The organism is Cupriavidus sp. WKF15 (assembly GCF_029278605.1).
Classification (GTDB): Bacteria; Pseudomonadota; Gammaproteobacteria; order Burkholderiales; family Burkholderiaceae; genus Cupriavidus.
In genome coordinates this window covers 2,109,203-2,127,679 of record NZ_CP119573.1, presented here as the reverse complement: position 1 = coordinate 2,127,679, position 18,477 = coordinate 2,109,203, and the positions used below count along the sequence as shown (strand labels likewise).

Genomic DNA, 18,477 nt, shown 5'->3' with positions numbered 1-18,477 from the left:
ATCGTCGTCAGGCAGCTGCCGCCGTCTGGTGGGCAGACAGCGTCAGCAGCACGGGCACCGACTTGGACGTGGGCGTGCCGCAGCCGTCGCCGACGCTTTCGAGCGGCACCAGCGGATTGGTCTCCGGGTAGTACGCGCCCACGCAACCCTCCGGAATGTCGTACTCGACCAGCTCGAAGTCCTCGACCCGGCGTTGCACGCCGTCGCCCCAGACGCTGGTGATATCCACCCGCTGGCCGGCCTTGAGGCCCAGCCGCGCCAGGTCGGCCGCGCTGATGAAGACCACCCGGCGCAGGCCGAACACGCCGCGATAGCGGTCGTCCAGACCGTAGATCGTGGTGTTGTACTGGTCATGGGAGCGTGTGGTCATCAGCACCAGCAGCTGGTCGCCATACTGCTCGCGCGCACGGTGGATGGGGGTGTCCTTGTCGATCGCATGGACCAGGAACTGCGCCTTGCCGGACGGGGTCTCCCAGACGCGGTTGCATGCGCCGGGCGTCAGGTGGAAGCCGCCCGGCACGGCGATGCGCTCGTTGTAGTTCTCGAAGCCGTCGATGACCTGCTCGATCGCGTCGCGGATGCGCGCATAGTCCTGCGCGTACCACAGCCAGTCGATCTTTTCCGAGCCGAGCGTCGCCGCCGCCATGCGCGCGACGATCGCGGTTTCGGACAGCAGGTACGGGGAGGCCGGCTTGTTCATGCCGAACGAGATATGCACCATGCAGACGGAGTCCTCGACGCTCACGCCCTGGGCCACGCCGTCCTGCTCGTCGATCTCGGTACGGCCCAGCGTCGGCAGGATCAGCGATTCCTTGCCATGCACCAGGTGGCTGCGGTTGAGCTTGGTGGCGATGTTCACGGTCAGCGCGCACTGGCGCAGGCCCTCGTGCGTACGCGGCGTATCCGGTGTCGCCGTGGAGAAATTGCCGCCCAGGCCGATGAAGACCTTGACCTTGCCCTCCAGCATCGCCTCGATGGTTTCCACCACGTCGTACCCGTGCTTGCGCGGCGGCTCGAAATCGAAGACGGCCTTGAGGCGGTCCAGGAACGCGTCGTCCGGCTTCTCCTCGATGCCGACTGTGCGGTCGCCCTGCACGTTCGAATGGCCGCGCACCGGCAGCAGCCCCGCACCGGGGCGTCCGATGTTTCCGCGCATCATCATCAGGTTCGACAGGATCTGCACGGTCGGCACCGAATGCTTGTGTTGCGTGAGGCCCATGCCCCAGCACGCGATCACGCGCTGGCCGCGCGCATAGACGCGCGTCAGCGCATCGATGTCCGGCAGCGACACGCCCGATTCCGCCACGATGTCCGCCCAGCTTTCCGCGCGCAGGTCATCGACAAACGCGCCGAAGCCGATGGTGTGCTCGCGCACGAAATCGACATCGATCAGGCGCGCCTGGCCGTGCTTCACCGCCTCGTCGTCCAGTTCGACCAACCGCTTGGCCACGCCCTTGATCAGCGCGAAATCCCCGCCAAGCTTCGGCTGGACGAACATCGACGCGATCTTCGTGCTGGAACCGGTCAGCATCTCCACCGGGTGCTGCGGGCTGGTAAAGCGCTCCAGCCCGCGTTCGCGCAGCGGGTTGATCGAGACGATGGTGGCGCCGCGCCGCACGCACTCGCGCAGCTCGCCGAGCATGCGTGGGTGGTTGGTGGCGGCATTGTGGCCGAAAGACAGGATGGTGTCGGCGTGTTCGAAGTCATCCAGCGTCACCGTGGCCTTGCCCACGCCAATCGTCTTGGGCAGGCCGCGGCTGGTGGCCTCGTGGCACATGTTCGAACAGTCGGGGAAATTGTTGGTGCCGTAGGCGCGCACGAACAGCTGGTACAGGAACGCGGCTTCGTTGCTGGCGCGGCCCGAGGTATAGAACGCGGCCTGGTTCGGATCCGGCAGTGCGCGCAGGTGGCGGGCGATCAAGGCAAACGCTTCATCCCAGGCAATGGCGCGGTACTTGTCGGTCTGCGCGTCGTACACCATCGGGTGCGTAAGGCGGCCGTGCTGTTCCAGTTCATAGTCCGTCTGCTCCAGCAGCGAGGTGACCGTATGCTGGGCGAAGAATTCCGGCGTCACGCGCATGCTGGTTGCTTCCGCCGCGACGGCCTTCACGCCGTTCTCGCAGAATTCGAAGGTCGAAGCGTGCTGGCGGTCCGGCCATGCGCAACCGGGGCAGTCGAAGCCATCGGCCTGGTTCTGCTTGAACAGCATCTTGTACTTGCCACCGGCAACCTTCTCCTTGACGAGGTTGATGGCAACGTACTTCAGGGCACCCCAGCCGGCGGCGGAGTGGGTGTAGGGGGCGATGTGGCCCTTCTCGGGCGTCGGAGAGCTCATGGGGTGCATCCTCTGTGGCGGGGGCTGCGGAGGGCCGGAATGCAGGGCATTTGGGTTGGCCCTCCTGTGACGTCAGATTAGGTTTGGGGAGGCTTTGCCGGTGCGTACAGACGGGAGTACAGCCTGGGAGCACAGTTTGGGTCTAAGGGATTCGTCGCCCGATATGGGTGATGAGAGGGGTGTCGCTCTTGGCGGGCGCCGCTGTTTCGCCGGCGTAGCCGGCGAGTCACTTTTTGTCCGAGCGACAAAAAGTAACCAAAAAGCGCGTTGACTTGCCCTAGCGGGCGAATATTGATCGTAGTGTGCTGCGGGTGTTGTACGGGTATGGGCTTCAGAGTGTGCCCGGCTGCCTGCCGCGTGGTGCACGTCCGTGGGCAGGATTAGGGCCTGTCCGTATTTTTGTGTGCGAGGCGGTTTTGAATTCTGTCAGCTTCGAGCGGCAGTAAATCGCTCGCCATACAGAATAGCAAACTGATTCATGGCGGACTTCCAGTCATAGGTCGTGCGAACGGACTTGGTCAGCACGTTGCGCAGCGCCAGCCACAGCAACTTGATCGCAGCTTCATCCGAAGGGAAGTGGCCCCGGGTCTTGATGATCTTGCGCAACTGCATGTTCAAGCTCTCAATGGCATTCGTGGTGTAGATCACACGCCGGATGTCGGGCGGGAACACGAAGAACGGTATGACGTGCTCCCAGGCGCGTCGCCACGACTGCACGATCATCGGGTACTTGGCTCCCCACGGGCCGTCGGCGAAGTCCTGCAGCGCCTGCCCGGCCTCTTGTTCGCTGGCCGCGCTGTAGATCGGACGCAGCGCCTGTGCCAGCACCTTGCGGTCCTTATAGTTGGCGTATTCCAGGCTGTTGCGGATCAAATGCACAATGCAGGTCTGCACCGTCGTGCGGGGATAGGCCGTGGCAACGGCCTCCGTCAACCCCTTGAGGCCGTCGACCACTGCGATCAGGATGTCCTGGCAGCCTCGGTTCTTGAGTTCATTGAAGACCTTGAGCCAGAACTTGGCGCCTTCGGTCTGCTCGACCCACAGGCCCAGCACGTCGCGCTGGCCATCTGCCTGGATTCCCAATGCCAGATACACGGCCTTATTGCTGACGATGCCGTCACTGCGGATCTTGACCCGCAACGCGTCGAAGAACACGACCGGGTACATGGCCTCAAGCGGACGGTTCTGCCAGGCGATGGTCTCGGCCATGACCTCGTCGGTGACCGAGCTGATGAAGTCCGGGGAGACTTCGGTGCCGTAGCTCTCGGCCAGAAACGCCTGGATCTCGCGCACGCTCATGCCGCGCGCGTACATGGCGATAATGCGCTCATCGAAGCCGGTAAAGCGCCGTTCGTGCTTCGGGATCAGAACCGGATCGAAACTGCCATCGCGGTCGCGTGGCAGTTCGACCCGCACCGGGCCGCGGTCGGTGATCACGGTCTTGCCGCTCAGACCGTTACGCGCATTGGACTGCTCGGCCGGCTTGGGCTCGCCTGGCTTGTAGCCCAAATGCATGCTCATCTCGGCGCTCATCGCCCGCTCGATGATGGCCTTGTTGAACGCCAGCATCAGATCCTGGACCTCGCCGGGCGTCATCGGCCCTTTAACCAACTCATCAAGCAAGCCGTCAGGCAAGGCAGGCAGCGGCCCGCGGGCCGCTGCCTGAGACGCCACCGTACGTTTCTTCTTCATCGGCATATCCATGGTCATTACCTCTCATGATATGCCTCGTACACAAATTTCCGGATAGGTCCCAGGATTAGAGCGCTGATTGAACGAGCCCCGAAACTGTCCGTGGTCCCTGCTGCAACCGACATCGTGTAATCGCCTTCGGCTGCGCTACGCGCAGAGCCCTAGTCTGAGCACCCAGGCCGCAGGCAAACCGCGCCGCAGCGAAGCAGAGAAACCGAACCGTCGGCACTGGCGACGATGATGCCCCGCGCACACCGACTAGGACGTGCGCGCAGCGCAGCCGTAGGCGTCCCACCACTGACGCTATTGGAACGCTGTACGAACGGCGATCACGCATCGCGAGACCAAAGCCGCTTGAACACAAGAAGCGTATCGTCGATGGCCAGCCGCCAGGCGACGCGCTTCTTGCCTGCCAAGAGCGACAGCGCAATCATCACCACGCCCATTCGCGAGAAGAATCACTCCCGAACGGGTGATCCGACGTCTACGGATGACCCGTGGGTTACCCGCCAAAGTCCGCCCCCCAAATCCCCCTTGAAAGATTCTGAAATATGGAAACCCGATAATCGCCCGGAACGTTTTGCCGAGTCGGGATAGACTTCTCGGCTATGCCGGGCACGGCAGGACTTGCTGCTTTCGCGGGGCCTGCCGCGCCGACCGCGGGAGCCGCCCCGGGCATGGCGCTTGCTTTGCCTCCTGCCCCGCTCCGGCACCGGCACCGGCACCGGCCAATCGGAATTGGCCGCCGACAACATGACTCGCATGATTTTTTCGCAGGAAATCGCAATGCAACGATCACGCGGCCGCCGCGCCCGGGTTCCGGTTGCGCTGGCCATCGCCCTCGCAACGATCGCCGGATGCGGCGGCAAGAAAGAAGCCGCCGCCCCGCCCCCACCCCAGGTCAGCGTCGTCACGCTCAAGACCGCGCCCGTCACCCTGGATACCGAACTGCCGGGCCGCACCTCGGCCTTCCGCATCGCTGAAGTCCGCCCACAGGTGGATGGCATCATCCTGCGCCGGCTGTTCAAGGAAGGCAGCGACGTGACGCAAGGCCAGCAGCTCTACCAGATCGACCCGGCTACCTACGACGCTACCTACAAGAGCGCGCGCGCGACGCTGGAATCCGCGCGCCTGCTGGCTGAGCGGTACGGCCGCCTGGTGGGCGACGAAGCGGTCAGCAAACAACAATATGACGAAGCCAAGGCCGCCTGGCTGCAGGCGCAGGCAGCCGTGGACCGCGCCGAGATCAACCTGCGCTATACCAAGGTGCTGTCGCCGATTTCCGGCCGCATCGGCCGCTCCAGCGTGACCGAAGGCGCGCTGGTGACCAACGGCCAGGCCGGAGCCCTGTCGGTGGTCCAGCAAATTGACCCTATCTACGTCGACGTGACCCAGCCCTCCGCGTCCCTGCTGCGCCTGCGCCGCGAGCTGGCCAACGGCGCGCTGCAGAGCGCCGGCACCAACGCCGCCCAGGTCAACCTGGTGCTGGAGGACGGCACCAGATACCCGGAAACCGGCCGGCTGGAGTTCTCGGAGGTCGCGGTCGACCAGGGCACCGGCTCGGTCACCTTGCGAGCCGTGTTCCCCAATCCGCGCCATGAACTGCTGCCCGGCATGTTCGTGCACGCCCGCCTGCGCGAGGGCGTGAAGGCGGATGGCCTGCTCGTCCCGCAACAGGGCGTTACGCGCGACCTGAAGGGCCAGGCCACGGCACTGGTCGTCAACGCCAAGGATGAGGTGGAGCTGCGCCAGATCCGCACCGACCGCGTGATCGGCGACCAATGGCTGGTGGCGGACGGCCTCAAGGCCGGCGACCGCGTCATCGTCGAGGGCCTGCAGTTCGTCAAGCCCGGCGCCAAGGTCCGCGTGGCCCAGGCCGGCGCCGGCAATCCGCCCGCCGCCGCGTCGGGCGCATCGTCCGCGGTCGCGGCCAAGCCCTGAGGGCATCGCCAGGGCGAGGGAGTATTCATGTCCAATTTCTTTATCGATCGTCCCATCTTCGCGTGGGTGATCGCGCTGGTCATCATGCTGGCTGGCGTGCTGTCGATCCGCTCGCTGCCGATCAGCCAGTATCCGGCCATTGCGCCGCCGACCATCGCCATCTCGGTCAACTACCCGGGCGCCTCGGCCGAGACCGTGCAGGACACCGTGGTCCAGGTGATCGAGCAGCAGCTCAATGGCCTGGACCGGCTGCGCTACATCTCGTCGGAGAGCAACGCCGACGGCAACATGACCATCACCGTCACGTTCGAGCAGGGCACCAACCCGGATATCGCCCAGGTGCAGGTGCAGAACAAGCTGGCGCTCGCGCAGCCGCTGCTGCCGCAGGAAGTGCAGCAGCAAGGCATCCGCGTGACGAAGTCGGTGCGCAACTTCCTGCTGATCGTCGGCCTGATCTCCACCGATCCCAAGGTCACGCGCGAGGACCTTTCGAACTATATCGTCTCGAGTATCCAGGACCCGCTGTCGCGCACCTATGGCGTCGGTGACTTCCAGGTGTTCGGCTCGCAGTACGCGATGCGGGTCTGGATCGATCCGGCCAGGCTCAACAGCTACCAGCTCACGCCACTCGACGTGAGCAACGCGATCAAGGCACAGAACGTCCAGGTCGCCTCCGGCCAGCTGGGCGGGTTGCCGGCGGTCAAGGGCCAGCAGCTCAACGCCAGCGTGATCGGCAAGACCCGCCTGCAGACCAGCGAGCAGTTCGGCAACATCCTGCTCAAGGTCAACGCGGATGGCTCGCAGGTACGCCTGAAGGACGTGGCCGAGGTCGGCCTTGGCGGCCAGGACTACAACATCAACGCGCAATACAACGGCCAGCCGGCGTCTGGTATTGCGGTGCGCCTGGCGGCCGGCGCCAACGCGCTCGAGACCGTGCGCGCGATCCGCAAGACGCTCGACGGGCTCGAGCCGTTTTTCCCCGCCGGCATGAAGGTGGTCTACCCGTATGACACCTCGCCGGTGATCTCGGGGTCGATCCACGAGGTGGTGAAGACGCTGATGGAAGCCATCGTGCTGGTGTTCCTGGTGATGTACCTGTTCCTGCAGAACGTCCGCGCCACGCTGATCCCGACCATCGCCGTGCCGGTGGTGCTGCTGGGCACGTTCGGCGTGCTGGCCGCGTTCGGGTACACCATCAACACGCTGACCATGTTCGGCATGGTGCTGGCGATCGGCCTGCTCGTCGATGACGCGATCGTGGTGGTGGAGAACGTCGAACGCGTGATGGCCGAGGACGGCCTGCCGCCCAGGGAGGCGGCGCGGCGCTCGATGGGCCAGATCCAGGGTGCGCTGGTCGGCATCGCCCTGGTGCTGTCGGCGGTGTTCCTGCCGATGGCGTTCTTCGGCGGCTCAACCGGCGTGATCTACCGGCAGTTCTCGATCACCATCGTGTCGTCCATGGTGCTGTCGGTCCTGGTCGCGCTGATCCTGACGCCGGCGCTGTGCGCCACCATGCTGCTGCCCATCGAAAAGGGCGACCATGGCGAGAACAAGGGCGGCTTCTTCGGCTGGTTCAACCGCACGTTCATCGCGACCACGCAAGGGTATGAGCGCGGCGTGGCGTCGATCCTCAAGCGCCGCCTGCCGTTCGTGTTGATCTACGTGGCGATCCTCGTGGCGATGGGGTTCCTGTTCACGCGCATCCCCACCTCCTTCCTGCCGGAAGAAGACCAGGGCGTGCTCTACGCGCAGGTGCAGACGCCGGCCGGCGCCACCGCCGAGCGCACGCAGAAGGTGCTGAACCAGATGCGCGACTACCTGCTGAAGGACGAAGGCGGCGTGGTCGATTCGCTGTTCACCGTCAACGGCTTCAACTTCGCCGGCCGCGGCCAGAACTCGGGCCTCGCGTTCATCCTGCTCAAGCCGTGGGAAGAACGCAGCGGCGACAACACCAGCGTCTTCGACCTGGCGTCGCGCGCCCAGCGCAAGTTCGCGAGTTTCCGTGACTCCATGTCGTTCGCCTTCGCCCCGCCGGCCGTGCAGGAGCTGGGCAACGCCACCGGCTTCGACCTGTACCTGCAGGACCAGGCCGGCCTTGGCCACCAGGCCCTGATGAACGCGCGCGACAAGTTCCTCGGTCTGGCGTCGAAGAACCCGACGCTGCAGCGCGTGCGTCCCAACGGCCTGAACGACCAGCCGCAGTACCAGCTCGTGATCGACGATGAAAAGGCGCGCGCGCTTGGGGTCTCGCTGGCCGACGTCAACAGCACGGTGACGATCGCCTGGGGCTCCAGCTACGTGAACGACTTCATCGACCGTGGCCGGGTCAAGCGCGTCTACGTGCAGGGACGTCCGGATTCGCGCATGAATCCCGATGACGTCGACAAGTGGTTCGTGCGCAACGACAAGGGCGAGATGGTGCCGTTCTCCGCGTTTGCCGAGGGCAAGTGGGGCTACGGGTCACCGAAGCTGCAGCGCTACAACGGCGTGCCGGCGGTGGAAGTGCTGGGCGAGCCGGCGGCTGGCCGCAGTTCGGGCGAGGCCATGAAAGCCATCGAGGAGATCATGAAGCAGATGCCCCCGGGCGTGGGCTACGCGTGGACCGGCCTGTCCTATGAAGAACGGCTGTCGGGCTCGCAGGCGCCGGCGCTGTATGCGCTGTCGCTGCTGGTGGTGTTCCTGTGCCTGGCGGCACTGTATGAAAGCTGGACGATCCCGTTCTCGGTGATGCTGGTGGTACCGCTCGGCGTGATCGGCGCCCTGCTCGCCACCATGAGCCGCGGCCTGTCCAACGACGTGTTCTTCCAGGTCGGCTTGCTGACCACCATCGGCCTTTCGGCCAAGAACGCCATCCTGATCGTGGAATTCGCCAAGAGTCAGTACGAGCATGGCAAGAGCCTGGTCGACGCCGCCATCGAAGCCTGCCGCATGCGCTTGCGCCCGATCGTGATGACCTCGCTCGCGTTCATGCTTGGCGTGTTCCCGCTGGCGGTCTCGACCGGCGCCGGCGCGGGCAGCCAGCACGCCATCGGCACCGGCGTGATCGGCGGCATGATCACCGCCACGGTGCTTGCGATCTTCTGGGTGCCGCTGTTCTTTGTCGCTGTCAATGCGCTGTTCGCGCGCAAACGCAAGCCGACCCAGCCCGATGCCCCCGCGGAAAAAGGCGCGCTGCAATGAAGAAGACCCTGACCTGCGCAGCCGCCCTCGCCCTGCTGGCCGGCTGCAGCCTGATACCCACCTATGAACAGCCGGCCCTGCCAGTGGCGCAGGCGTACCCGCAAGGCCCGGCCTATCCCGGCATCGACGCCGCCGCGCAGGCGCAACAGGTGCGTGCCGTCGACCTCGGCTGGCGCGACTTCTTCACCGATGCGCGACTGCGCCGCCTGATCGAGGTCGCGCTGGAAAACAACCGCGACCTGCGTGTCGCCGCGCTGAACGTGGAAGCGTTTCGCGCGCAATACCGGATCGAACGCGCCGACCTCTTTCCAGCCATCGGCGTGGCCGCGGCGGAAACGCGCCAGCGTATTCCCGCCGACCTGTCCACCACCGGCCGGCGCCTGATCACCAGCCAGTACGGGATATCGCTCGGCACCACCGCCTGGGAACTCGACCTGTTCGGCCGCATCCGCAGCCTCAGCGAAGCCGCGCTCGAACAGTACTTCGCCAGTGACGAGACCCGCCGCAGCGCGCAGATCGCGCTGGTGGCCAGCGTCGCCAATGCCTACCTGGCATGGCGTGCCGACGAGGCGCAGCTCGTGCTCACGCGCGACACGCTGGCCAACTATGAGCGCAGCTATGGCCTGACCCGGCGCAGCTACGAGGAAGGCATTGCCTCGCGCCTGGATCTGCGGCAGTCCCAGACCGCTGTGGAAAACGCGCGCGCCAGCCTGGCGCGCTACACCCGGCTGGTGGCGCAGGACGAGAATGCGCTGGTACTGCTGCTGGGCACCGGCATGCCAGCGGACCTGCCGCCGCCGCTCGGCCTGCGCGAGAAGCTGACGGCCGAGGTACCGGCCGGGCTGCCGTCCGACCTGCTCCAGAACCGGCCTGACGTGCTCGCGGCCGAGCATCGCCTCAAGTCGGCTAATGCCAATATCGGCGCGGCGCGCGCTGCCTTCTTCCCGCGCATCGCGCTGACGGCGTCGGCCGGCACCGCGAGCAAAGAGCTGTCTGGGTTGTTCGCGGGAGGCTCGGGCACCTGGCTGTTCCAGCCGCAGATCAGCCTGCCGCTGTTCACCGCCGGCAGCCTCAGGGCCAGCCTGGATTACGCCACCATCCAGAAGGACATCAACGTCGCGCAGTATGAACGCACGGTGCAGACGGCCTTCCGCGAGGTGGCCGACGGGCTGGCCGCGCGCGGCACGTACATGAGCCAGCTCGAGGCCCAGGTGCGCTTTGTCGAAGCGGCGCAAGATGCCTACAACCTTGCCGACCGCCGCTACCGCACCGGCGTGGACAGCTACCTGGCGGTGCTGGATGCGCAGCGTTCGCTCTACAACGCGCAGCAGCTGCTGATCGTCGCACGCCAGGAACAACTGACCAGCGAGGTCAATCTGTACAAGGCCCTGGGCGGCGGCTGGCATGACCAGACCGGCACCGGCACCGATGCGGCGGGGCCATCGTCCTGAACGCAGCCGGCCGGCCCGTGCAAACGTGGGCTGGCCAGCGTTACGCGGGTCTGAAGGTGCGGCCGGGCCTTCTACAATGACCAGCAGGCATTTCGCAACCGCCACGCCACACCGCAACGAGGAGGCCCGCCATGTCCCTGCCCCACCTATCTTCCGGTGAAGTCGCCAGCGTGCTGCCCCTGGGCAAGCAGCTCACGCAGACGCCAAGCGCCGCACTGTTCAAGGAACACCGGCTGGAAGTGATGCGCATGGTATTGCCGGCGGGCAAGCATGTCGCCACGCATTCGGTTGCCGGACCATCGACCATCCAGTGCCTGGAGGGCGAAGCGGAAATCGGCGTCGACGGCACCCAGCGCCGGCTGCATCAGGGCGACCTGCTCTACCTGGGCGCGGCAGCCGTGCACGATGTCACGGCGATCACCAATACGTCCTTGCTCGTGACCGTGGTACTGGTGGACCGCGGCGCTTCCTGAGCCGCTTTCTCGCGCCGCAGCACCCCGCCTGCCATCTGCCATAGCGGCCCGCTTGCGCTGCTGGCGGCCATTTTTGTGCCGCAAAAGGCGTATTAGCGTGCGATCGCGCCTCTCCGGGCGCCTTCCTCGCCATATCAGCGCCAGCCTGATTGTGCGGCGCACCGTTTGGCACATAGAATCGAATCCAACAACAAGCGTTGAGCCCGCGGGAAGCTGATCCCCGGGCCAAGGCGCGACCCGATTGTGTGCCGGTGCAGCCGCATGACCGAGCTGCCCAGCCGCGAGCCAGCCGTGGCAGGGCCCTGCGTCCCGCCATGCTCGCCACCCAAGGAGGAAGCCATGCGCCAGATCGAACTGAACAATGCCGGCGCCCACGCCGATGCCATGGCGCGTGCCGTGGCGTGCGAGCTGGAGCGCACGCTGGCCAGCAAGGAAGACGCTTGCCTGGCAATCGCTGGCGACCGCCTGCCGTTGCCGCTGTTCACGGCGCTGCAACAACGGGCCCTGCCATGGGATCGCATCAGCGTGATACTCGTCGACGAGCGCATGGTGCCCCTTGGCCATACCGACAGCAATGCGCGCCTGCTATGTGACGCACTGCTGCGAGAAGGCGCGGCGCGCGCCTCATTCCAGCCGCCGGTGCCGTCGTTCTGCACGCAAATCGACGAAATCGATCCCTCGGCGGTGGTCTCCGAGCTGAACCGCAATTACCGCCAGCCCGACGTGGTCGTCCTGGCCATGGGCGACGACGGGCATACCGCGTCGCTGTTCGCCGATGCCCCGGAGCTGCCGGTGGGCCTGTCGCTGACCGAGCCGGCGGGCTACCTTGCGCTGAACCCGCGCGCGGCGCCGCACCGCCGCGTCAGCCTCAACCTGAGCGCATTGCTGGGCGCGCGCCGCGTCTTGCTGAGCTTCAGCGGCCCGTGGAAGAAGCAGGTCTTCGATGCCGCTACCATGGAGCCCACGCCCATGCTGCCGGTCAGCTACCTGCTCCACCAGGACAGCACGCCGGTGGATGTCTACTGGACGCAATAGCATGCCGGCGCCTGCGCACCGTTCCTGGTGAAGCCGCACGCCTTCGCGGGCTGACGCAAACTGGCGGACCCGGTTGTTGCGCCGTAGGACAATGCCGGACAACAAGCGGCTGCGCCACGCGCTACAGTTTGTCAGCCCTGTCCCGGGATGCTCTTGCGTGCGTGGCCCCACATGCCTCTACCTAGCCTCTTTGTCGTCAAATGGCGGGCAGCCTGGCTGCTGCTCCTCATTCTCGTCGTCGCATCCCCTGACGGTTTTGCCGCCCCGCCGCTTTCCGGACTGGCCAACCTGCTGCTGGGGACCGTACGCGGCAAACCTAGCGGCATGTCGGGCGTGACGCGACTGACCGCGCGCGATGCCGAGCGGCAACTTGGCATCGCCTGCGCGGAGCTGGCACGCGCGGCACCGGTGGTGCTCGATGATTCGACGCGCCTGATCGGCTGTGCAGCGCGCCCGGGCAAAGTCGTCGAATTTCACCTCCAGGTAACGGGCGTGGACCCGCGGCGCGAGGACACCAGGAACTTCATGGCCTCGGCCAGGCCCATACTGGAACGCGGCATTTGCCGGAACCCCGATGTACCCGTGCTCGGCAAACTCGGCGTGACGCTGGACTATCGGTACCTGGCCGGCCCGGAGCCGCTGGTGATACTGCACGTCCCGCCTGGCCGGTGCACGGAAGGCGCCGGCGCCTGAATCGTCTTTTGGACCCCGAGCCGCAGGCTCACGACGACACCACCTCGCCACCCAACACCTCATCACACACCGCCAGCCAGGCCCGCGCGGCATGCGACAGGTACCGGCCCGGCAGCCAGGCATGCGCGAGCACCCAGTCCATGGCCGGCTCCGTCAGCCGGGCCACGGCCAGGCTGTCGCGGTCCTGCAGCCTGGCCAGGAACGGTTCAGGCAGGAACGTCGTGCCAAGCCCGGCTGCCGCCATCGACGCAAGAAAGTCCCAGTGGCCACTCTGCGCCACCACGCGAGGCTCGATGCGTGCCTCCAGGAAAGCCTGCCGCAGCTTGTGCGTCAGCGAAAACTCCTCGGTGAGCAGCACCAGTGGCTCCTCGCTCAAGGCCGCCAGGCTGACCGTCTTGCCACGCGCCCACGCCGCCTTGCGCGGGCCCACGGCCCAGATCGGATACTTGGCGAACGGCTGCGTGGCCAGGTCCGGGGTGCTGTCCACGGGCAGCACGGTGGCCCCTACCTCCAGTTCGCCACTGGCCACCATCTGCTCGACCAGGTGGCCGCCATGCTCGGCCAGGTGCAGTTCCAGGTTCGGGTAACGCTTGCGGAAGGCACTGACCGCCGGCGAGAAGAACAGGTTGACCATGGGCGGGATGCCAACGGTCAGCTGACCGCGTCCAAGCGACGACAGGTCCGCCACCTCCAGCGTCAGCCGGTGCACGACGCCAAGCGCTTCCTGGCCGCGCTCGTACACCACGCGGCCGACGTCGGTCAGCCGCACGGTCTTGCCTTCGCGGATCAGCAAGGGCTGGCCGACTTCGTCTTCGAGCTGGCGCACCATCTTGCTGATGGTCGACTGCGTGACAAACAGCGAGGTGGCCGCCTGCGTAAAGCTCTTCAGGCGTGCGGTTTCAACAAAGTAGCGCAGGGCGCGGATATCGATAGGCATGGCGGATGCGGCACTTCCATGAAAATATGGAATGGAAAGCCGAATTTTAAATCATGAATGGAATGCCTGTCATTTGACTACACTTCGCTTCCACGCTTCGCTCGCGCCTGCAGCCGGCAGACAGACCGCACCAGGCGGCACACGATGCGCCCCCGATCAAAAACCGTACGATTCTCATCCATGGCTACCCGGCCGAATGCACGACAGTGGCTGTTCTCGCTGAAGGCATTCGTGGCCGCCATGCTCGCGCTCTATATCGCGCTGGCCCTCGGCCTGCCACGCCCCTACTGGGCCATGGCGACGGTGTACTTCGTCTCGCACCCGCTGACCGGCGCGACCCGCTCCAAGGCTGCCTACCGCGTCGCGGGGACAGTGCTGGGCGCCGCCGCAGCCGTCGCCACCGTGCCGATGCTCGTCAATATGCCGATCGTGCTGATGGCCGCCATCTCGCTATGGATCGTCGCGCTGGTCTACCTGTCAGCGCTGCAGCGCTCGCCGCGCGCCTATGTGTTCCTGCTGGCTGCCTATACGCTGCCGATCGTGGCGCTGCCGGCAGTGGACCAGCCCGCGCAGATCTTCGACGTCGCGGTGGCGCGTATCGAAGAGATCGTGATCGGCATTGTCTGCGCGGGGCTGGTGGGCTCCATCATCCTGCCCGCCAAGGTAGCGCCGGCGCTGCGCGCACGCGCGGCGAGCTGGCTTGCCGACGCCACCGCGTGGGCCAACGACATCCTCTGCGCGAGTCCCGGCGCCGACGCCGGCCGCCACCGGCTTGCGGCCGACATCCTGGCGCTGGACCAGCTGATCGCCCAGCTTTCCTATGACACCGAAAGTACCGCCTCCCTGCGCCACGCACGCGCCCTGCGGACCCGCATGACCGCGCTGATGCCGCTGCTGTCGGCGTTGTCGGCGGTGCTGCAGGCGCTGCGGACGCATCCGGCCGGCGTACCGGCCCCGCTCGCGCAAGCGCTGGCGGAACTGTCGCATTGGCTGCGCACCGGCCTCGCGGGACCCGCCCCGCGGCCGGACCGCACCGCACTGGCCGGTGCCGCCGCGGACGCCTGGCATGGGCGGCTGCTGACGGCGGCAAACAGCCAGCTCGCCCAACTGGCCGCGCTATGCAGCGATTGCTCAGCGCTACAACACGGCATCGGCGACCGCCCCGACCGGCCGTTGCCGAAGTTGAGCGCGACACCGGCCGCCGACGCCATGCCGGCAAGAGGCGCCCACCATCATGACCACGGCATGCTGCTGTTCGGCGCCGTCTCCAGCGGGCTCGCCGTGTTCTGCGCCGGGCTGCTCTGGATCTTCTCCGGATGGCCGGACGGCGCCGGCGCGGTGGCGGTGGCGTCGATTGCGTGCTGCTTTTTCGCCAACATCGACGAACCGCGCCCGGTGGCGCGCTCTTTCCTGCGCTGGAGCGCCGTCTGCCTGTTGGTTGCCTCGTTCTACCTGTTCCTGGTGGTGCCGCTCGCGCAGAGCTTCGAGACGCTGGCGGGCATGCTGGCCGTGCCCTACCTCGGCATCGGCATGCTGATCACCCGTCCGGGCTTCAACCTGATCGCCATGCTGCTGTCGGTGAACACGGCATCGTTCGCGAATATCCAGAGCGTCTACGACGCCAATTTCCTTGGCACCTTCAACGGCAGCCTGGCCAATGCCGCCGCCATGCTGTTCGCGCCGCTGTGGGCCCTGGCCACGCGCCCGTTCGGCGCCAGCGTGGCCGCGCGCCGGCTGATCCGCGCCAGCTGGCAGGACCTGGCGGGCGCCGCCGCCTGGCCCGGCGCCGACCATGACGCGAAGCTTGGCGCGCGCATGCTGGACCGCCTGGGCCAGCTCGTTCCGCGGCTCGGCGCCAGCCGTACCGGGCCCGATGGCTTCAGCGAACTGCATGTGGGCTTCTGCGCGCTGGCGCTGCGGCGCGCGCTGCCATCGATGCCATCGACCGCGCGCCGGCCGGTCCGGCGGGTGCTGGCGCTGGTGGCACGCCACTACCGCGCCTGCCTGCGCGGCGGGCACGCCGTGGCGAACGCCGTCGAGTTCCCTGGCAGCATCGATGCCGCGCTTGCGCAGGTCGGCGCGCTGCCCGGCAACCGCGACGAGGCGATTGCCGCGCTGGTGGTGCTGCGGGTCACGCTGCACGCGCCGGGCACCCTCGGCGCACACGATTCGGGAGCCCGCGTTGAACACTGAAATCGACCTGTACGGCGTGTTCGTGCCGGCCCTGCTGGTGCTGATGCTGGCCGCCTTTGCGCTCACGACATGCGTGCGCCTGCTGTTGGCCCGGGCCGGCTTCTACCGGCATGTGTGGCATCGCTCCCTCTTCAATCTCTGCCTCTATGTGATCGTCCTGGGCGGCGTGGTCGCCCTCGGTCCGAGGCTGCCGACATGACACTCAGAATTCGCCCTTTCCTCAAGCTGCTGCCCACGCTGGTGGCCGTGGCCGCCGCGGTCCTTGTACTGCGGCACCTGTGGGACTACTACACCGCGGCCCCCTGGACGCGCGATGGCCACGTGCGCGCCGATATCGTCCAGATCGCGCCCGATGTGTCGGGGCTGGTGACGCGCGTGCTGGTGCACGACAACCAGCAGGTGCGGCGCGGCCAGGTGCTGTTCGAGATCGACCGCGACCGCTACGCACTGGCGCTGGAGCAAGCCACGGCCAACACTGCCGCGCTGCGCGCAACGCTCTCGCAGGCGCGGCGCGAAGCCGCGCGCAACCGGTCGCTGGATGGGCTGGTCGCCGGCGAAGTGGCCGAACAGGGCCGTGCGCGCGTCGAACAGGCCGAGGCCGCGCTTGCCCAGGCTGAAGCTGCCATGCGCCTCGCGCGGCTGAACCTGCAGCGCACCAGCGTGCTGAGCCCCGCCGACGGCTATCTCAACGACCGCCTGCCGCGGCTGGGCGACTATGTCTCGACCGGACGGCCGGTGTTGTCGATGGTCGATGCGGCGTCGTTCCATGTAGAAGGCTATTTCGAGGAAACCAAGCTGCATCGCATCCGCATCGGCAGTCCGGTGGACGTGCACATCATGGGCGAGCCGCGCCACTTGCGCGGGCATGTGCAGAGCATTGCCGCCGGCATCGAGGACCGCGACCGCAGCGCCGGGTCCAACCTGCTGCCCAACGTGAACCCGACCTTCAACTGGGTACGGCTGGCGCAGCGCGTGCCGGTGCGCATCACGCTGGATACGGTACCGCCTGATGTCCGGCTGGTGTCGGGACGGACGGCCACGGTGTCCGTGCAGCAGCCGTCCATGGAGCGCAGGCCGTGAAGACATGGCATTGCGCATGGCTGGCGCCACTGGTCCCGCTGCTGTTCGCCTGCACCACGGTCGGCCCGGACTATCACGTTCCCGAACACGCGGCAGTGCGCGCGCCCGACGCCAGCGGTCCGCTGCTGGGCGGCGCGAGTCCTGCCGTGTCGCTCGGTCCGGTACCCGACGCCTGGTGGCGGCTCTATGACGATCCGCGCCTCGACCGCCTCGTGCAGCAGGCGCTGGCGGCCAATACCGACATCCGCGTGGCAGCGGCCAACCTGCGCCGGGCCACGGCCGCCTTCCATGAAGTCGAGGCCGAAAACCTGCCCCAGGGCGGCATCGGCGCAAGCGTCGCGCGCGCCCAGCTGTCGGGCGAGAGCTACCTGCAGACCACCAAGCCGCCGGTATTCAACCTGGGCGATTTCGGGCCGGGCGTGTCCTACCTGATCGACTTCTTCGGCAAGCTCGCGCGGGCCGACGAGGCGGCGCTGGCGAACGTGCAGGCCAGCGAGGCGGCCCTGGACCTGGCCCGTGTCGGCGTGGTGGCCCAGACCGTGCGCGCTTATGTGCAGGGCTGCGCAGCCAGCCACGAACTGGAAGTGGCACGCCACCAGATTGCACTGCAGGCACGTGCGGCTGACGTCGCGCAGAGGCTCGCGGCTGCCGGCCGGGCCGAGCCCACCGATGCCGTGCGTGCCCGGGCACAGGCCGACACCTTGCGGGCCGCCCTGCCCCAGCTGGAAGCCGCGCGCGAAGCGGCCCGGTTCCGGCTAGCGCTGGTGCTAGGCAAGCCGCCCGCGGCCCTGGCGCCGCAGGAGATCGAATGCCATGAGGAACCACCACTGACCCAGCCCTTGCCAGTCGGGGACGGTGCGGCGCTGCTGAAGCGCCGTCCCGATATCCGCCAGGCCGAACGAGAGCTGGCCGCCGCCACGGCCAAGATCGGCGTAGCCACCGCCGACCTGTACCCGAGCATCCGGATCGGCGCTTCGGCCGGCCTGACCGGCCTGTTGAGCGATCTCGGCAGCGGGCCCACGGTGCGGTGGAGCATCGGTCCGATGCTCAGCTGGAACTTCCCGACCAATGGCGTGCGGCCGCGCATTGCGCGCATGGAAGCCGGCGCGGACGCGGCGCTGGCGAACTTTGACGGCGTGGTGCTGCGCGCTTTGCAGGAAACGGAAACCGCGCTCAGCGCCTACACGAGCGAATTGCGACGCCAGCAGGCGCTACGCCTTGCGCGCGAGCAGGCCGAGCAAGCCGCCCGGATGGAACGCCAGCGTCATGAGGCAGGCCGCACGCCGTACTTGGCGCGGCTTGATGCCGAACGCACGCTGGCGAATGTCGAAGCCGCGCTGGCGGCGTCGGACAGCCAGGTGGCCATGCGGCAGATCGACCTGTTCCTGGCGCTGGGCGGGGGATGGCAGCAGGCGGCTGCGGCGAACTAACATGCGTCAGCACCCAATCGGCGGCGTCAGTTTCTCA

The 18,477-nt window shown here is 66.9% G+C and carries 13 protein-coding genes; 10 read left to right on the top strand and 3 right to left on the bottom strand.

The genetic code is table 11. The features are described 5' to 3' along the window. Positions 1-7 precede the first annotated feature (7 nt). Both CupriaWKF_RS27040 and CupriaWKF_RS27035 read right to left on the bottom strand, forming a co-directional pair. Positions 8-2,335 carry an FdhF/YdeP family oxidoreductase gene (locus CupriaWKF_RS27040; RefSeq protein ID WP_276101501.1) on the bottom strand — a complete coding sequence of 776 codons (2,328 nt, stop codon included), beginning with the start codon at positions 2,333-2,335 and terminating at the stop codon, positions 8-10. A 426-nt stretch (positions 2,336-2,761) separates the two neighbouring features. After that, positions 2,762-4,027 (bottom strand): IS256 family transposase, encoded by a 1,266-nt coding sequence (locus tag CupriaWKF_RS27035; protein ID WP_276097757.1) that lies wholly within the window; start codon positions 4,025-4,027, stop codon positions 2,762-2,764. Between the two features lie 786 nt (positions 4,028-4,813). Here CupriaWKF_RS27035 and CupriaWKF_RS27030 point away from each other — a divergent pair. The 6 genes from CupriaWKF_RS27030 to CupriaWKF_RS27005 all read left to right on the top strand — a co-directional run bounded on the left by CupriaWKF_RS27030 (position 4,814) and on the right by CupriaWKF_RS27005 (position 12,800). Further along, entirely contained in the window at positions 4,814-5,968 is a 1,155-nt protein-coding gene (locus CupriaWKF_RS27030; RefSeq protein WP_276101500.1) for an efflux RND transporter periplasmic adaptor subunit, read from the top strand. Between the two features lie 27 nt (positions 5,969-5,995). Continuing rightward, a complete protein-coding gene (locus CupriaWKF_RS27025) occupies positions 5,996-9,148 on the top strand; it encodes an efflux RND transporter permease subunit (protein WP_276101499.1) in 3,153 nt (1,050 codons plus the stop codon). Then, on the top strand, positions 9,145-10,599 hold the full coding sequence (gene adeC / locus CupriaWKF_RS27020) for an AdeC/AdeK/OprM family multidrug efflux complex outer membrane factor (RefSeq protein ID WP_276101498.1): 1,455 nt from the start codon (positions 9,145-9,147) through the stop codon (positions 10,597-10,599). Before CupriaWKF_RS27025 ends, adeC begins: the two co-directional genes overlap by 4 nt. Before the next feature lie 131 nt (positions 10,600-10,730). Next, positions 10,731-11,072, top strand: coding sequence for a cupin domain-containing protein (locus CupriaWKF_RS27015; RefSeq protein ID WP_276101497.1), 342 nt, complete (start codon positions 10,731-10,733; stop codon positions 11,070-11,072). Between the two features lie 339 nt (positions 11,073-11,411). After that, positions 11,412-12,107: a 6-phosphogluconolactonase gene (gene pgl / locus CupriaWKF_RS27010; RefSeq protein ID WP_276101496.1), complete on the top strand. Its 696-nt coding sequence runs from the start codon at positions 11,412-11,414 to the stop codon at positions 12,105-12,107. A 171-nt stretch (positions 12,108-12,278) separates the two neighbouring features. Then, positions 12,279-12,800, top strand: coding sequence for a hypothetical protein (locus CupriaWKF_RS27005; protein ID WP_276101495.1), 522 nt, complete (start codon positions 12,279-12,281; stop codon positions 12,798-12,800). Positions 12,801-12,828: 28 nt separating this feature from the next. Here the strand turns inward: CupriaWKF_RS27005 and CupriaWKF_RS27000 are convergent, their stop codons facing one another. Beyond that, positions 12,829-13,737 (bottom strand): LysR family transcriptional regulator, encoded by a 909-nt coding sequence (locus CupriaWKF_RS27000; protein WP_276101494.1) that lies wholly within the window; start codon positions 13,735-13,737, stop codon positions 12,829-12,831. A 180-nt stretch (positions 13,738-13,917) separates the two neighbouring features. On the opposite strand from CupriaWKF_RS27000, the gene CupriaWKF_RS26995 reads away from it, so the two are divergent. The 4 genes from CupriaWKF_RS26995 to CupriaWKF_RS26980 are packed head-to-tail and all read left to right on the top strand — an operon-like array spanning position 13,918 to position 18,440. Next, complete coding sequence (locus CupriaWKF_RS26995; RefSeq protein ID WP_276101493.1) at positions 13,918-15,930, top strand: FUSC family protein; 2,013 nt, start codon at positions 13,918-13,920, stop codon at positions 15,928-15,930. After that, positions 15,920-16,129: a DUF1656 domain-containing protein gene (locus tag CupriaWKF_RS26990; protein WP_276101492.1), complete on the top strand. Its 210-nt coding sequence runs from the start codon at positions 15,920-15,922 to the stop codon at positions 16,127-16,129. The genes CupriaWKF_RS26995 and CupriaWKF_RS26990 overlap by 11 nt, the downstream gene beginning before the upstream one ends. Continuing rightward, positions 16,126-17,010 carry an HlyD family secretion protein gene (locus tag CupriaWKF_RS26985; protein ID WP_276101491.1) on the top strand — a complete coding sequence of 295 codons (885 nt, stop codon included), beginning with the start codon at positions 16,126-16,128 and terminating at the stop codon, positions 17,008-17,010. Before CupriaWKF_RS26990 ends, CupriaWKF_RS26985 begins: the two co-directional genes overlap by 4 nt. Beyond that, positions 17,007-18,440, top strand: a complete 1,434-nt coding sequence (locus CupriaWKF_RS26980; protein WP_276101490.1) for an efflux transporter outer membrane subunit — start codon at positions 17,007-17,009, stop codon at positions 18,438-18,440. Before CupriaWKF_RS26985 ends, CupriaWKF_RS26980 begins: the two co-directional genes overlap by 4 nt. The last annotated feature ends 37 nt before the right edge of the window (positions 18,441-18,477 follow it).

Excerpts from the sequence above, each read along its gene's own strand:
- CupriaWKF_RS27040 (WP_276101501.1), bottom strand. The coding sequence starts at position 2,335 with ATGAGCTCTCCGACGCCCGAGAAGGGCCACATCGCCCCCTACACCCAC.
- CupriaWKF_RS27035 (WP_276097757.1), bottom strand. The coding sequence starts at position 4,027 with ATGAAGAAGAAACGTACGGTGGCGTCTCAGGCAGCGGCCCGCGGGCCG.
- CupriaWKF_RS27030 (WP_276101500.1), top strand. The coding sequence starts at position 4,814 with ATGCAACGATCACGCGGCCGCCGCGCCCGGGTTCCGGTTGCGCTGGCC.
- CupriaWKF_RS27025 (WP_276101499.1), top strand. The coding sequence starts at position 5,996 with ATGTCCAATTTCTTTATCGATCGTCCCATCTTCGCGTGGGTGATCGCG.
- adeC (WP_276101498.1), top strand. The coding sequence starts at position 9,145 with ATGAAGAAGACCCTGACCTGCGCAGCCGCCCTCGCCCTGCTGGCCGGC.
- CupriaWKF_RS27015 (WP_276101497.1), top strand. The coding sequence starts at position 10,731 with ATGTCCCTGCCCCACCTATCTTCCGGTGAAGTCGCCAGCGTGCTGCCC.
- pgl (WP_276101496.1), top strand. The coding sequence starts at position 11,412 with ATGCGCCAGATCGAACTGAACAATGCCGGCGCCCACGCCGATGCCATG.
- CupriaWKF_RS27005 (WP_276101495.1), top strand. The coding sequence starts at position 12,279 with ATGCCTCTACCTAGCCTCTTTGTCGTCAAATGGCGGGCAGCCTGGCTG.
- CupriaWKF_RS27000 (WP_276101494.1), bottom strand. The coding sequence starts at position 13,737 with ATGCCTATCGATATCCGCGCCCTGCGCTACTTTGTTGAAACCGCACGC.
- CupriaWKF_RS26995 (WP_276101493.1), top strand. The coding sequence starts at position 13,918 with ATGGCTACCCGGCCGAATGCACGACAGTGGCTGTTCTCGCTGAAGGCA.
- CupriaWKF_RS26985 (WP_276101491.1), top strand. The coding sequence starts at position 16,126 with ATGACACTCAGAATTCGCCCTTTCCTCAAGCTGCTGCCCACGCTGGTG.